This window comes from Paenibacillus sp. J22P90 (assembly GCF_059692195.1).
This window is the reverse complement of the sequence record NZ_JCAUAY010000003.1, coordinates 508,221-523,330: the sequence shown is the minus strand read 5'-3', so window position 1 is coordinate 523,330 and position 15,110 is coordinate 508,221. Positions and strand designations below refer to the sequence as shown.

General features: G+C 50.4%; 13 protein-coding genes. 12 read left to right on the top strand and 1 reads right to left on the bottom strand.

Annotated features, from left to right (window positions below; genetic code table 11):
• Positions 1-95: 95 nt before the first annotated feature.
• Genes AC58UX_RS12620 through AC58UX_RS12610 form a run of 3 tightly spaced genes read left to right on the top strand, consistent with a single transcriptional unit; the run spans position 96 to position 3,702 of the window.
• A complete protein-coding gene (locus AC58UX_RS12620) occupies positions 96-1,523 on the top strand; it encodes a spore germination protein (protein WP_497253032.1) in 1,428 nt (475 codons plus the stop codon).
• Positions 1,520-2,590 carry a GerAB/ArcD/ProY family transporter gene (locus AC58UX_RS12615; protein ID WP_497253030.1) on the top strand — a complete coding sequence of 357 codons (1,071 nt, stop codon included), beginning with the start codon at positions 1,520-1,522 and terminating at the stop codon, positions 2,588-2,590. Before AC58UX_RS12620 ends, AC58UX_RS12615 begins: the two co-directional genes overlap by 4 nt.
• Positions 2,587-3,702, top strand: a complete 1,116-nt coding sequence (locus AC58UX_RS12610; protein ID WP_497253028.1) for a Ger(x)C family spore germination protein — start codon at positions 2,587-2,589, stop codon at positions 3,700-3,702. Before AC58UX_RS12615 ends, AC58UX_RS12610 begins: the two co-directional genes overlap by 4 nt.
• A 9-nt stretch (positions 3,703-3,711) precedes the next feature.
• On the opposite strand, the gene AC58UX_RS12605 is transcribed toward AC58UX_RS12610, so the two are convergent.
• On the bottom strand, positions 3,712-4,578 hold the full coding sequence (locus AC58UX_RS12605; RefSeq protein ID WP_497253026.1) for a helix-turn-helix transcriptional regulator: 867 nt from the start codon (positions 4,576-4,578) through the stop codon (positions 3,712-3,714).
• Between the two features lie 140 nt (positions 4,579-4,718).
• On the opposite strand from AC58UX_RS12605, the gene AC58UX_RS12600 reads away from it, so the two are divergent.
• From AC58UX_RS12600 to AC58UX_RS12560, 9 genes are all read left to right on the top strand, one after another.
• Entirely contained in the window at positions 4,719-6,479 is a 1,761-nt protein-coding gene (locus AC58UX_RS12600) for a glycoside hydrolase family 35 protein (RefSeq protein WP_497253024.1), read from the top strand.
• Between the two features lie 408 nt (positions 6,480-6,887).
• Entirely contained in the window at positions 6,888-7,649 is a 762-nt protein-coding gene (locus AC58UX_RS12595) for a TSUP family transporter (RefSeq protein ID WP_497253022.1), read from the top strand.
• Positions 7,650-7,728: 79 nt separating this feature from the next.
• Positions 7,729-7,872 carry an RAxF-45 family protein gene (locus AC58UX_RS12590; RefSeq protein ID WP_497253020.1) on the top strand — a complete coding sequence of 48 codons (144 nt, stop codon included), beginning with the start codon at positions 7,729-7,731 and terminating at the stop codon, positions 7,870-7,872.
• Positions 7,873-7,982: 110 nt separating this feature from the next.
• Positions 7,983-9,920 (top strand): ribosomal protection-like ABC-F family protein, encoded by a 1,938-nt coding sequence (gene abc-f, locus AC58UX_RS12585; protein ID WP_497253018.1) that lies wholly within the window; start codon positions 7,983-7,985, stop codon positions 9,918-9,920.
• 129 nt (positions 9,921-10,049) lie between these two features.
• Positions 10,050-10,748 (top strand): pirin family protein, encoded by a 699-nt coding sequence (locus AC58UX_RS12580; protein WP_497253016.1) that lies wholly within the window; start codon positions 10,050-10,052, stop codon positions 10,746-10,748.
• Positions 10,749-10,781: 33 nt separating this feature from the next.
• Positions 10,782-11,111 (top strand): hypothetical protein, encoded by a 330-nt coding sequence (locus AC58UX_RS12575; RefSeq protein WP_497253014.1) that lies wholly within the window; start codon positions 10,782-10,784, stop codon positions 11,109-11,111.
• 14 nt (positions 11,112-11,125) lie between these two features.
• Entirely contained in the window at positions 11,126-12,214 is a 1,089-nt protein-coding gene (locus AC58UX_RS12570) for a nitric oxide synthase oxygenase (RefSeq protein ID WP_497253012.1), read from the top strand.
• Positions 12,215-12,430: 216 nt separating this feature from the next.
• Entirely contained in the window at positions 12,431-14,299 is a 1,869-nt protein-coding gene (locus AC58UX_RS12565) for a sensor histidine kinase (RefSeq protein ID WP_497253010.1), read from the top strand.
• Complete coding sequence (locus AC58UX_RS12560) at positions 14,262-15,071, top strand: response regulator transcription factor (protein WP_497253008.1); 810 nt, start codon at positions 14,262-14,264, stop codon at positions 15,069-15,071. Before AC58UX_RS12565 ends, AC58UX_RS12560 begins: the two co-directional genes overlap by 38 nt.
• Positions 15,072-15,110 lie beyond the last annotated feature (39 nt).

Here is a 15,110-nt window from a genome sequence, read left to right as displayed (position 1 = left end):
GTGTGCAAGATGACGTAAAGGCTTCTTCCTCGTCTGGATAATATTAGCTGCCCAGCGAATACTAACCATAATCCAATGTGGAAGGAGGGCGAAGTATGGGAGAAGTGCAGGATACAAATGGGATCTCGACAGATTTGGAAGTGAATATCCGCTTACTGAACCAACGCTTCAATGCCTCCGACGATGTGGGTGTCAGAGCGTTTAACTTCCATGGTGTGAAAGGAAGCCTCCTCTATCTGACAACCGTTACGGATAAAGATAAATTGCAAACCAACATCCTAAAGCCGCTGCTGCAGGCCAAGGAAGGCCATCTGGAAGACATCCTGCCCATCTTGGATTTGGAGCGAGTAACCGATTTGCAAGCGGCAGCAGCCGCGATGCTGCAAGGGCAATGTGCCATTCTGCTCGATGGACGAGCCGACCTGTTAATGGCAGATGTAAGCTCGAGCGTTGTGCACAGTATTTCCGAGCCGCAGAATGAACAAACGATCCGCGGATCGAATGAAGGCTTCATCGATGATGCAGGTGTCAATGCGCAGCTGATTCATCGGCGATTGAAGAACGCGAATCTAACCGAGAGGCATTTCACGTTAGGTTCATCGAGCCCAACGAATGTAACCTTGCTCTATATGTGTGATCTCGCGGATATGACCGTCGTTAACGAAATTATCGCCAATTTACTCACGAATCAAGCTGCATTCATTAAATCAGCCGGTCAAATCTTGGAACGGTTGGAGAGCAGCCATCTCTCCCCATTTCCCCAAATGCTATTCAGCGAGCGGCCTGACACCACAGCCGCTCACTTAATGGAAGGGCGAGTCGTGCTTCTCATTGATGGTAGTTCTTTTGCGACCATCCTGCCCGTCACGTTCTTTATGTTTTTCCAGGCGGCGGACGATTTTAACGTCAGATGGTGGAACGGCACCTTTTTTCGATTCTTACGGTTCATCAGTGTGATGATCGGCATCGCATTGCCATCCGTATATATCGCCATCGTTTCGAATCATTTTGATATTCTGCCAATCGATTTGGTATTTTCCTTGAAAGCTTCGTTGGAAAATATTCCGTTCAATCCACTAATGGAAGCCATGTTTATGATTACCGTGCTGGAACTGCTCAGAGAAGCTGCGATTCGCTTGCCCAAATCGATTGCAGCAACCCTCTCTATTGTTGGCGGTTTGGTCATCGGCAGTGAAGTGGTGAATGCCAATCTGGTGTCCACCACGATGATTGTCGTCATTTCGTTGACGGCTGTCGCCTCGTTCAGTGTGCCTTCCCATGAGATGCGCCTAGCGATTCGGCTCATTTCCTTTCCGATCATGATCGCCTCCGCGCTGCTAGGCTTTGTAGGTATCGCGCTTAGCTTGAGCTTGCTATTCATGCATCTAAGTAAGCTCGAATCGTTCGGTGTGCCTTATTTTTATCCGTTCATGCCCTTTAAACCTAGTCGGATATTAACAGCACTTATTCAGCTTCCGAAGCGGATCTTCGGCGGAAAAGCTTCGAAACGGAGGGTATCATGACACGAGCACAAGTCTTTGCATTCATTTTGCAAACTCAGATTGGCATTGCCGTACTCTCCTTCCCTTATGATTTGCATAAAGCTGCGGGACAAGATGGATGGATTTCCGTAATCATAGCGGGTGTCTTCGTTCAATTGGTGCTGCTGGCTTATGTGATGCTATGTAAAAGGTTCCCCAAACAAAATCTCTTTGAATTCTCAGCTCACATCGTAGGGAAATGGATTGGAAAGCTGATCTCCGTCATCTTCGTCGCTCACTTCGCTTTTACAACCTGTCTCATTCTCCTGATGGAAATGATCTTCGTGGAGTTATGGATATTGCAGTACACCAATCCGTGGCTGATCATTGTGGCCAATTGTGCGGTATGCCTCTATTTAGCCAAAGAGAATATTCGGATTATAGCTCGCTACCATGCGTTAATTACCTTGCTAGTCATTGTGATGATTGCCCTAATGTTAACGAGCTATCGCACGGTGGATTTACGTTATTTGCTGCCTGTCGGACAGGGGGGGATGAACGCGATTCTGATGGGGGTGAAGAGCTCGGTGCTATCCTTCTTGGGGTTCGAAGTGCTGCTTGTACTGAACTCCGATATTCAGACGAAGGGCAAAAGTTTAATTACACCTATACTTTGGGCCAATAGCTTGGCTACGTTTTTTTTCTTAATCGTCGTTCTCGTCTGTTTTGTCAATTTCAGTCAGGAAGCGCTGGATTTCATTCCACAGCCTGTGCCTTATTATTTAAACGGCATTTCGCTCCCTTTTCTGGAGCGGCTTGACTTGTTGTTTCTCTCCGTCTGGTTGGTGAAAGTGACGGCAACCCTGATTAGTTACTTTTATTGTACGGGAAAAGGAATCAGCCAACTGCTTCACCTCAGCGATCATCGAAAAGTCATGTACTATCTGGTCCCTATCCTCTGTATAGCAGGATTCTTCTGGAGATCGGAGTCACGCGTCCGCATGTTGGAGCAAGTGACGAAGTACGAAAGCTTCATCATCTTAAGCATTCCGATTGTTCTTTTATTGCTAGCTTGGGTAAGGGGTAAAAGGGGGCAGATACCGGCATGAGAAAGGTTATCTCGATTAGTCTAGTCGCACTGCTCCTCACGGGCTGCAACTATCATAACGAACTGAAAAATTTGCAACTCATCTACGCCACAGCGATTGATGTGAACGAGAACAATGATATTGTTACCACGGTTACGATTCAAACGCCAGGCGGGAAGGAAAGAACGGCCCCCGTGCATGAGGTACTGTCAGATTCGGGTCCGACGCTCCAGGAATCGTTATACAAGAAGATCGGCTTGCAGATCGCAGGCCCTATCGGTACATCGAAAAATCAAGTGATGCTCATCGGTGAAAAGTTGGCCAAAAAAGACCTTGCGGATATTCTTGACTCTACCTTTCGCAATGCGAACGATCCGATGCTCGCCAAAGTGGCCATCGTTCGAGGGAAAGCTGGCGAATTGATTCGCCTCGACCGGATAGGTTCCGCAACGGCAGGAGAATATTTGCGCAAGATTATTATGAGCGCCCGGTATGAAACGGTCATTCCTTCCATGACGTTACATGCCTTGTATCCTTTTCTGCATGACAATGGGATAGACCCTGTTCTTCCGCTTCTTCGTAAAGAGGAGGATAAAGCTGTGGTAGATGGTGTAGGGCTCATCCATAAGCGCAAATATACGGGCTACTCGTTGACGCCTGAGCAATCCACGCTACTGATTCTTATGTTTGGGCGAAGAGCGCAAGTGTGTGTGATCACGAGGAAAGTGGAAGGGGATACCACGGAAGCCGATGATCCGTCCCAGTATTTATCCTTGAATATTACGAATTTAAAACGGGATAAGCGCGTTTGGATTGACGAAACGGGACGCGTTCAAATACAACTAGATTTGAAAATGAAAGGGTCTGTCGTTGAGTTCGCGCATAACAATCTCTCCGATGACCAACATGTCGCCGAGTTGAGCAAGCGGTTCTCAGACGTCCTGACGAAAGAAGGGAAAGAGATTTGCAGGCTGCTGCAAAAAGCGAATTCAGATGCACTGTCCATCGGCCGTGACCTTATTGCCTATTATCCCGATGAGTGGGCGAAAATGGACTGGGAAACGGAATATCCTAAAGCAAACTTTCAAGTTTCCATGAAGGTGGATATCGTTTCCCATGGGATTATTAACTAACTGGCGGCGCTATTCCGTGGCATGATGCTTCGGTCTGAATTCACTCGGCGATTGCCCAGTCCAACGCCGGAATTGCCGAGAGAAATGGCTGGGCGACTGGAAGCCAAGCTTCTCAGCAATGGCTGTCATCGGCAGATGCGTCGTAACGAGAAGCTCCTTCGCCAGCTTGAGCGTCAGCTGGCTGACGTATTGCCGAGGCGATAAGCCATACACCTTGGTGAACAGCTTGGAGCATTGGCTCCGACTGAGGTTCATCTCTTTGGCGATGCCTGCGATGGAGGCTTCTTCGCCGATGCCGAGCGCAAGCTTCTCTTCGATGGCGTGCGCGACATCCGTGGCGAACAAGGAAGCGTCACGCTGCGGCGTGACGTGCTTCTGCTCGCGCAGCAAATGAAGCACATCATGCACGATGAGCAGGATATAGGATTGCAGGAGCAATCTATCCTCGAATTGCAGCTGGAGCGGGTCATGAGGGCTGTTGCGGCGCATGACCGCCTCCAGCTCGCTGACATAGGAGCTAAGCTTGCTCCGCTCCGCCTGCTCGCGGTGGATATGCCGATATGGCGCGGCGGCAAGCAGACTGCGAATATCGGTGTCATCGAGATCGAAATGGACATTGAAAAAGCCATAAGGCACAGTGCCCTTATTCTCCGAGCGGTGCCGAATGCCTGACTTGATCAGCAGCCAGTCGCCTGCCTGCATCATAATCGCGTCGCGATGTATCTCTTGCAGCACTTCACCCTCGGAGCAATAGAGCAGCTCGAACAGATGATGATGATGCCGAGGGAAGTCCCAGCCGGGCGCCTCCAAGCCAAAATGGCAGCCGGTCACCTGCAAGGTATGAATGAAGTTAGGGAAACGAAACACGTCGACCATGTGGAGGATCACGCTCCTTTTTTATATAATAGCACATTTGGTATAGAATATGCCCCATTTGGAGATTGAGCTCGGACGCCGAAATCAGCGATGATGGAGGAAGATCAGGAAACGTATTCACATCCGATGGAGGGATATTTGTGGCTATTTTAACAGCTGAACATAAGCAATTTCGATTAGACGGCGAGCCAATTCAATTGTTGTCGGGGGCGATTCATTATTTCCGTGTGGTGCCTGCGTATTGGGAGGATCGGTTGCTGAAGCTGAAAGCGTGCGGCTTTAACACCGTGGAGACGTATGTGCCTTGGAATTTGCACGAGCCGAAGGAAAACGAGTTTAATTTCGACGGCCTTGCCGATATCGAGTCGTTCGTTCAACTGGCAGGCGGTCTGGGGCTGCATGTCATCGTGCGTCCAAGTCCCTACATTTGCGCAGAGTGGGAATTTGGCGGGCTGCCAGCATGGCTGCTGCAGTATCCTTCCATGAAATTACGCTGCATGGACGAGCTTTATCTGCAAAAAGTAGACCGCTACTACGATGAGCTGATCCCTCGGTTAACGCCGCTGCTCAGCACGAATGGCGGGCCAATTCTGGCCATGCAAATCGAGAACGAGTACGGCAGCTACGGGAACGATAAAGCCTATCTCACTTATTTGCGAGACGGCTTGATCAAGCGCGGTGTGGATGTGCTGCTATTTACGTCCGATGGCCCTGAGGATGGCATGCTGCAAGGCGGCACGCTCCGAGGGACGCTGGCTACTGTCAATTTCGGCTCTCAGCCGGAAACGGCTTTCGATAAATTCCGGGAATATTACGGGGAAGAGCCCCTCTTTTGCATGGAGTACTGGAACGGTTGGTTCGACCATTGGTTGAAGCCGCACCATACGCGTGAAGCTGGCGATGCAGCGGATGTTTTCGATCGGATGCTGCGCCAAGGTGCATCGGTGAACTTCTATATGTTCCACGGCGGAACGAACTTCGGATTCTTTAATGGGGCTAACTATCAAGAGAAGTATGAAGCGACGATCACCAGCTATGACTATGACTCACCTTTATCCGAGTGCGGAGATGTGACGGAGAAGTACCGTGCGGTCAGAAGTGTTGTGGCGAACTATTTAGGCAAAACGGAAGATGAGCTTCCTGCACTGCCTGAGCCCATTGCGAAGAAAGCTTACGGACCGATCAAGCTGACGCAAAAAGCAGATCTGTTGAACAACCTGTCTCACCTCGCTGAGCCCGTTCAGCGCACATTCCCTGTACCTATGGAACAACTGGGGCAAAATTATGGCTACATCGTCTACTCAACAACGATTTCCGGACCGCGTACCGGTGAACGCCTGCACATTCAAGAAGTGCACGATCGTGCGCAGGTTTTCTTGGACGGCGTGTATCAAGGTGTCGTAGAGCGCTGGGATGCGCGTCCACTCCAGCTGGACATACCGGCTGGCGGTGCGAAGCTCGATATCGTGGTAGAGAACATGGGCCGCGTGAATTACGGGCCTAAGCTTCGTGATCACAAAGGCATCACCGAGGGTGTGCGGATGAATAATCAGTTCCTTTTCGATTGGACGATTCATCCACTCCCATTAGATAATCTGGCGGCAGTCCCTTTTGAGCATATCGAGGAAGTTAATGACGTTAAGAACCGTCCGGCCTTCTATCGAGGGGAATTCACGGTTGATGGGGCAGCCGATACATTTGTGAAGCTGGCGGGTTGGACGAAGGGTGTTGTCTGGATCAATGGCTTCAACCTAGGACGATACTGGGAGCAAGGGCCGCAGGTTACGCTATATGTGCCAGGTCCGCTGCTGCGTGAAGGGCGTAATGAGATTGTTATTCTGGAGCTACATCAGGCGGAGAAGCTTGTAGTGGAGCTGGTGGATACGCCAGATTTGGGATAGATGGTTGGCAGAGGACGGTTTGGGGAGACCTGGGCTGTCCATTTTTTATTATTTAAGGCTCAGTGAGTGTCCTCATGGCAAAAATGCAAAAGAGCATCCTTTACAGGAGAATTTACTTTAACGATTATTAATAAATGCAAAAAGGCATCTTTTTGGGGCGAAAAGGTCTAAAAAGAGATGAAAACACAAAAATGCTTGCCTTTTCGCAACAATTTTAGCTGAAATCGTATATTTGATGAGGAAAAGTTGCCTTTGTGCATTTCTCAACAGATGGAGACTAGGTCTACTCTTCCCTAGCCCCCTATGCACCTATTTTTCCAATGGTTAATTGTTGCTTGTCAGGGCGCATCGTGCGAGAATAGGTGTTGGCATAATTACACTTATTTACGTACAAGGGAGTCTAGCATCGTGATACATATTAGTTGGGAAATGATGATGTTCGTAATCATCGGCGGTTTTTTGGCTGCATTTGTTGATTCTGTTGTCGGCGGCGGCGGGTTGATTTCTGTTCCAGTTCTGTTGGCAACGGGCATGCCTCCAGCGGTAGCGCTGGGGACGAATAAGCTGGCGAGCTCTATGGGATCGCTGACGAGTACGATTTCTTTTATGCGATCAGGGAATATCGATCTGAAGGCTGTGCGCGGTTTATTCCTTTTATCCTTGTTTGGCGCGGTATGCGGCACATTGGTGTTGAGGCAGATTCCATCGGACTTTTTACGTCCGCTTGTCGTAGTGATGCTCATTCTGATCACGATCTACACCATTTTTCGTAAAAATTGGGGCTCCAGCAATACCTTCACGCAATTCACGCCGAAGACGGCTGCGATCATGGGATTGGTGGCATTCGTTTTAGGATTTTATGACGGATTTTTCGGTCCGGGGACCGGTTCGTTCTTGATTTTCGCCTTTTTGATGGTTGGATTTGATTTCGTCAAAGCAGCCGGCAATGCCAAAATGCTGAATTTTGGTAGTAATATCGCTAGCTTAGCTACCTTCATCACAGTCGGTTCTGTGCATTACAAAGTCGGGATTCCGATGGGACTCGCCATGGCTTGCGGATCCTTCTTCGGATCACGGATGGCCATTCGCAAGGGCTCAACGTATGTGCGGCCACTTTTTATCACAGTGTGTGTGCTGCTGGTCGGTAAGCAGATTTGGGGATTAATCTAGGCGCCGGTGTCCATTGCGAATTGACCGACGGTTATGGTACTATTTTAGCAGAGTGTAATTTGAAGGAGGTGAAGGTAGGATGAATCGAGAGTTCGTAAACAACCGTGTGAGCCAGTTACCCATCGCGATGGCTGGCATTGTTCATGCAAAAGTCAAAGACGCGAGAGGTCTGTCCACTTATGCGCATACGGTTTACCAACTCACGAAAAGACGCCTACCTTAACCCTCTACGGAAAATATCCGAAAAGGTCGTGGGAATTTTTTCCTGCGGCCTTTTTGTGTTAGCTGCGTTCAGGTCAGGGTCGTCTTCACAACCAAGGAGGATCCTTCATTATGTTAATTGTTAACGGTCAAAATATAAAAAAATACCACGGTGCCCAGCTGGTGCTCGAGGATGTTACGTTTGAAATTCATCAAGGGGAACGTGTCGGACTTGTCGGTCGCAATGGAAGCGGGAAATCCACGCTGCTGCGCCTGATTGCTAAGATGGAGAAGCCCGATGAAGGGCAATTGACGGTGCGCAAGGATACCGGAATCGGTTACTTAGCCCAAATCCCAAGCGCTTGGGAAAGCTTCACGGTGTATGATGTGCTGGCTGCGAGCTTTGGGGAGCTGCTTGCTTGTCGTGCAACGATGCGCGAGCTCGAAGCGCAAATGTCGAGTCCAGCGGTGATGAATGACGAGAAGCAGCTCGATCAGTTGTTGAAACGGTACGCGCAGCTGCAAGAACGCTTCGAGCGCGAAGGCGGCTATGAGTTGGATGCGCGCATCGATCAGGTAGCGAATGGGCTTCGGATCGCGAAGGGATTTTATGAGCGAAGTTTTGCCTCTTTGTCTGGGGGAGAAAAGACGAAGATTACGTTAGCTTCGCAGTTAATCGGCAAGCCAGACTTGCTGCTGCTGGATGAGCCGACAAATCATCTGGATTTGTCCGGCGTGGAGTGGCTGGAGGAGTACCTCAAGCATTATGACGGCGCTTGTATTATCGTCTCCCATGATCGTTATTTCCTCGATCTGGTCGTCACCAAAATCGTGGAGCTGGAAGACGGAGAGTCCACGACCTATCACGCCACTTATTCGGGCTATGTGAAGGAGAAGGAAGTGCGTCTGCTTCAGCAGTTTGCGGAGTACCAAGAGCAGCAGAAGGTGATCCGGAAGATGAAAGAGACGATCAAGCAGCTGATCGAGTGGGGGCGTATTGGCGGGAATGAGAAGTTTTTCCGCCGGGCGTTCTCCATGCAGAAGGCGCTGGATCGGATGGAAAAGCTTAAGCGTCCCGTGCTGGATCCGAAGGCGGCTGATTTTGATTTGAAGCCGGAGGATCGATCCGGACGGAGGGTACTGCGCTTCGAGAATGTCACGAAGCGTTACGGTGAGAAGACGCTGCTGGGGCAGGCGAGGGGCTCGCTCGAATACGGCGAGAAGGTCATGCTCGTCGGGCATAACGGCTCGGGCAAAACCACCCTGCTGAAGCTGTTGCTCGGTGAAGTGCAGCCTGATGGCGGCGAACTCGAGCTGGGGGCTCGCGTCGACATCGGCTATTTGGCCCAGCAAGCGTATCCTGCGGATAATAAGCAATCTGTGCTCGCTTATTTCTGCGAGGAAGCGAAGCTGGAAGAAGGGGAGGCGCGAGGTCGGCTCGCGGCCTACTTATTTTACGGTGCGGACGTGTTCAAGTCCGTAAGTTCTTTGTCCGGCGGCGAGTGGACGCGGTTGCGGTTAGCGCTGCTTGTGCTGCGCAAGCCGAACCTGCTCATCCTGGATGAGCCGACGAATCACATGGACATCGCTTCGCGCGAAGCGCTGGAGGATGCGCTCGAGGAATTCCCCGGCACGGTGCTTGCGGTGACGCATGATCGGTATTTTATGAACCGGCTCGCGCGTAAAATATGGGAGTTGGACAAAGGGAAGATCACCGTGTTTTTAGGTGATTTTGATGCTTATAAAGAAAAAAGCGGTGAGATTCGTGCGCGGGAGGAATTGTTGGTTGAGGAGCGGCGAGGTGCTGACAAAGCGAAAGTGAAAGTGATCGTGAAGCAGCAGCCCGAGGCTTCCGGGGCTATGCGAGGGAAGGCGGCGGCGTCTGGGAAAGCAGCTTTGGAGAAAGGCATCGCGAGCGCAGAAGCGGAGTTGGCGGTTTTGGATCTTCAGTTACAGCAGGAAGGCGAGACGATGTCGGCTGCGGCACTTGCCGAGCTTTGGCAGAAGCGGGAAGTCGTGCAGGGGCAGCTGGATGCGCTGTATGAGCAGTGGATGGGGCTGGAGGAGTAGATGTGGTGGGGGCTCGCGCGGTGTCGGTTAACTCGCCATCGTTCTGCCACCGTTCCGCCATCGTTTCGGCATGGAGTCCGTACGCCCAGTATGATAAGCTAGAGGTACTTATAGAAGGAGGCGATTGCTGTGATACAAGTTTTCCCGGCCCACACGCGTAATTCAACCGATTTGGGGTGGCTCAAGAGCCACAAAAGCTTCTCATTCGGCGATTATTTTGATGAAGATAATGTTAGCTTCGGTGTTATGCGTGTCTGTAATGACGATGATATCGCAGCAGGACGGGGCTTTGGCCCGCATCCCCATAGCGATATGGAGATTGTCAGTATCGTGCTCAGCGGAGCGATTAAGCATGAAGACAGCCTGGGCCATGTAGCCATCACGGCATCCAATGGTGTACAGCGGATGTCCGCAGGGAGCGGCGTCATTCATGCCGAGTACAATGCATCGGAAACGGAGCCGATGAGTCTTTTTCAACTATGGTTTATGCCAGCGAAACGAGGAATGGAGCCCTCTTTTGAAAATGTGACGTATGAGCCGGAAAAGATGGTGAACCACCTCTTGCCAGTCGTAACACCCGAGGGCGGTCCTCACATCGCCAAAATTTATCAAGACATGAGCATTTACCTGAGCAAGCTGGATGCGGGTAAGGAACTGCAGTTCGAGCAAGGCGAGAATCGCCGTATTTTTCTCATGCTGGTGAGCGGGAAATGCTCGGCGAATGATGCAATCCTCGAAGCGAAGGATAGTGCGCGTATGCAAGGGGAGCGGGCGTTGACGATCCGTGCGTTAGAAGATACACATTTTATGCTAATTGATCTGCCTTAGGAAAATAACGGAGACATAGAGGAGGTTGCAGCGATGAAGGAAACTTTTCTAGTGAAGCATGCGGTAGGCGGACGTGCATTTATTGATACGGGTAAGCACCCCGTGCCTTATACATGGGAGCAGCAAGGCGAACAGTGGTTGTTTCGTGTGCAGATCGATCAGCCTGAGCGAATTGCGGAGCTTTTGAAATGGAAAAATGAGTTGAACGTATTTGTTTTCCAAGAGTTTGAGAATGAGCCTACACGGAAATTATGGTTCTATGTCGGTGATGATGCCGTTCAATTTGCCGAAGATAAGGGCGAGTTAACGATTGTCGCAACCTCCCACATCAGTTATATTCCCGACCAGTTTAGTGTGAAATGATTGGAGCTGCACCGATGAAAGTTCAGGATCAGCAACTAGAGAAAGCCATACCTTTTATACAAGAATGCTACACCGAGCTAGGTAAAAGTCAGGCTCAAATCGATAAGCGAATCGCAGAGATCACTCAGTCCATTCAGCATTCAGGTGCGTACGAGCACACGATTGAAGAGCTGACCCATGGTGCTAAAATGGCTTGGCGCAACAGCAACCGCTGCATCGGCCGCTTGTTCTGGGAGTCGCTTCGTATACACGATGCTCGTCATGTCGAGACCGAAGAAGCGGCGGCTGGGGCGCTGTTCGAGCATATCGAGGTCGCGACGAATGGCGGTAAAATCCGCCCCGTCATCACGGTTTTCCCAGCTTCGCGAGAAGGGAAACCTGTCGTGCAGATCCTAAACGAGCAGCTCATCCGCTACGCGGGCTATGAGACTGAACAGGGCATCGTGGGCGATCCTGTTTCACTAGCCTTCACGAAAGAGTGCCAGGCACTTGGCTGGCAGGGGGCAGGCACACATTTTGATGTGCTGCCGCTCATGCTCCAAGTGGGGGAACGAGCGCCGCGGCTGTTCGACATTCCGAAGGCGTTGATTCTGGAGGTTGCCATCAAGCATCCGGAGCTGCCAACCTTCGAAGAGCTGAATCTGCAATGGTATGCGGTGCCGATGGTGTCGAACATGTACCTCGAAATTGGCGGCTTGACGTATCCTGCGGCGCCTTTTAACGGGTGGTACATGGGAACGGAAATCGGCGCACGGAACTTTGCCGATGAGGCCCGGTACAACATGCTGCCGCGGGTAGCATCGATCATGGGGCTCGATACGCAGCGCGAGTCATCCTTATGGAGGGACAAAGCGCTGGTGGAGCTGAATGTTGCTGTTTTGCATTCGTTTCAACAGCAGGGTGTCACGATTGTTGATCACCACACGGCAGCGAAGCAGTTCAAGCGCTTCGAGGACAAAGAAAAGAAGAGCGGACGCGACGTCACCGGCGATTGGACGTGGCTGATACCGCCGCTGTCTCCGGCGACGACGCATATTTTTCACCAGCATTACACGAATGAAGTGAAGCTGCCTAATTTCTTTTACCGCATTAAAAAGCGTTAATTTCTGTTAGCTGTAGCCACTAGGCAAGTTATAAAAGTCTATTCAAGTCCCCATACTTTGTGTGAGGGCGAGGGTGGGCTTTTTTTGTTGTTTGGGATAAAAATCTTCGATAGTTTAATAGCCAAACTAACTCGTATGTAGTATGATTTGGCATGATAATGCACTTGAACTTTAATCACTTGTATCACGCACTATATACGAAAAGGGGAATTCCGCGTGTGGCAGAAGGTAGCTAATTGGAATACATTGCGCAATCAGATGCTAGCGGGATTCATTGCGGTGATGATCATCGTTCTGGTCTGCGCAGGCGCGATTACGTTCAACTCGGTGTCGACCCTTTTGAATACGAAGGCGGAGACGCAAATGAAGCAAATCGCCAGTCAAGCCAACGGCAGGCTGGAGGCGCTCATTACACAAATCGATACGCTGACGCTGCAGGCTGTAAATGATGTGTCACTGCAGCAATTATTTTTATCAGCTGTACAGGGTAAAACGGTAAGCTTCAGTGAACGGCAGTCGCTTCTGAAAATCGCTAATCACATTCAAGCCTACAGCGGCGTGAGCAATGTTGAGCTGTATACGACGGACTTTGCGCGCATGTTTCCGCTGGATGAGCAGAAACTAACGGATCGCGTTGATCCGAATTGGATCGAACAAGCGGATCGAGAGAAGGGCAGACTAGTGTGGATTGGGAACGACCCGAAGAATCCAGAGTCGGTTCTAGCCATTCGTAGGATCAATTTAGTGGATCGCTGGTTTTCGAATGGCGGTTATTTAATGGTGCGAATCAATCGCAGCTATTTCGATTTCCAAAGCCAGCTGCCGAATACAGGGCACCGCGAGTTGATGCTGCTAGCCGATAGCTCGGCTAGGCCTATTGTGACAGAAGACGAGGCGCTTTCGAGCATTAGCAAACTCTTACACACCGACGCACAGCAGGTCACGCTGGAGCAGAAGCGTTATATTCTGGTGAAGCAGCTATCGGACCAGACGGGCTGGACGTTGATGATTTTATATCCGGTGAGTGATATCACCGATGGGATTTCCGTACTGCGCTGGGCGATTATTGTGTCTGGGGCGATCGGATTGGTTTTGTTTATTATTCTTTCATTCCTGCTTTCCTCCATGATTACGAGGCCGATTCTCAGGCTGATGCGAGCTATGAGAAATACAAGGCAAGGGGTGCTGACGCCGAATCTGACGCAGTCGTACACCACCGAGTTGAATGATTTGAACATGACCTACAATCAAATGGTTGATAATATGAATCGGCTCATTAAATTGGTGTACGAAAAAGAAATGATCCAAAGCCGAACTGAGCTGCAGGCGCTGCAGGCACAGATCGATCCCCATTTTTTATATAACACATTGGAAGCCTTGTACTGGTCCCTGCAGGAGAAAGATGAAGAAGAACTCGCTGATCTCGTTGTAGCCATGTCTGAATTGTTCCGCTATGTGATCGGTAATCCGAACAAGGATGTGTGGGTTGCGCTATCGGACGAATTAGAGCACATTAAGCGATATTTAAGCATCATGAGTGTGAGATTCGGTTCACGTCTCGTTTGGGAAATTGACAGTGAAGAAGACTACAATCACGTGCATATCCCCAAGCTGCTAATTCAGCCGTTGGTAGAGAATGCGATTTTGCATGGATTGGAGGGTAAAATTGGCGTTGGGCTAATCACGATTCGCGTGGAGCCTTCGCCTTTAGAAACGACGGAGCTGCGCATTACGGTAAGCGATGACGGTCCGGGAATGAATGAACAGACACTTCAAGCTGTGCAGGAGTCGATGGAACGCGGCAGCGCAGCAACGAGATCAGACGCATCTTCAGGTGCCGGTCCTAACCCTGGCGCGAGCTCTGTTCCAGACACGCATGCCCCATCCCCAAAAGGAAAAGGCATGGCCATCTCCAATGTACAGCGGCGACTCCAGCTCTACTACCCGTCACTGCCGGATAAGTATCGTGGTCTCACGATTACTAGCAGCCCTGGGCAAGGGACAAGCGTGAGCTTCGACATTCCGATTTATAAGGAGGAAGAACACGATGATACAATCGGGGAAAACGATCCTCATCGTCGATGATGAGCCATTAACAAGAGAAGGCATACGCAAAACATTAGAAGCCTGGTCGATCGGGCGTTATTCCATACTTAGCTGCAGCAATGGGACGGAGGCACTCGAACTGCTCAACACACGTCCCGTTCATCTGCTGATTACAGACATCCGTATGCCCGAAATCAACGGTCTGCAAGTCGTGGAAGGTTCCCGAGGGTTCGTCCACAAGCCAGTAGCCATCATTATCTCAGGACATCCTGATTTTCAATACGCCCAAACAGCCATTGAGTTAGGTGTCGTGAACTATTTGCTCAAGCCGATTCAGAAGAGCAAGCTGATCGATGCCGTTGAGCAGGCGCTGCGCATTGAGGAAGAACGCGGTCGCGTGGAGACGATGGAGAAAATGGTGGACACGCGCCTGATGCAGGCGAAGACCGTCGACAAAAATTATAGTGCCCCCGTGCAGCAGGCTGTCCAACATGTCAAAGAGCATCTACAAGAGCCTCTCGGTATGAGTGAGGTGGCGAGTCAGATTCATCTGAATCCGAGCTATTTTAGTGCGCTTTTTAAAGAGCAGACGGGAATCACCTTCAGTGAATATGTCACAAGAAGCCGAATCCAGAAGGCGAAGGAATTGCTGCTGCAAACGAGGCTGACGATCGCTGATATTTCGGAGCAGGTTGGCTACCAGACGTCGAAATATTTTATCAAGCTGTTCAAAGAGTACGAAGGGACAAGTCCAAATCAGTATCGGAAACAGATTATGGATGCCGATGATCGGATAGATACCTCGAAATAGTGGAATATTACCCGATAGCTGTTACTCCCTGCGGCCGCT

Coding starts and splice junctions, on each gene's coding strand:
- AC58UX_RS12620 (WP_497253032.1), top strand. CDS start 96: ATGGGAGAAGTGCAGGATACAAATGGGATCTCGACAGATTTGGAAGTG.
- AC58UX_RS12615 (WP_497253030.1), top strand. CDS start 1,520: ATGACACGAGCACAAGTCTTTGCATTCATTTTGCAAACTCAGATTGGC.
- AC58UX_RS12610 (WP_497253028.1), top strand. CDS start 2,587: ATGAGAAAGGTTATCTCGATTAGTCTAGTCGCACTGCTCCTCACGGGC.
- AC58UX_RS12605 (WP_497253026.1), bottom strand. CDS start 4,578: ATGGTCGACGTGTTTCGTTTCCCTAACTTCATTCATACCTTGCAGGTG.
- AC58UX_RS12590 (WP_497253020.1), top strand. CDS start 7,729: ATGAATCGAGAGTTCGTAAACAACCGTGTGAGCCAGTTACCCATCGCG.
- abc-f (WP_497253018.1), top strand. CDS start 7,983: ATGTTAATTGTTAACGGTCAAAATATAAAAAAATACCACGGTGCCCAG.
- AC58UX_RS12575 (WP_497253014.1), top strand. CDS start 10,782: ATGAAGGAAACTTTTCTAGTGAAGCATGCGGTAGGCGGACGTGCATTT.
- AC58UX_RS12570 (WP_497253012.1), top strand. CDS start 11,126: ATGAAAGTTCAGGATCAGCAACTAGAGAAAGCCATACCTTTTATACAA.
- AC58UX_RS12560 (WP_497253008.1), top strand. CDS start 14,262: ATGATACAATCGGGGAAAACGATCCTCATCGTCGATGATGAGCCATTA.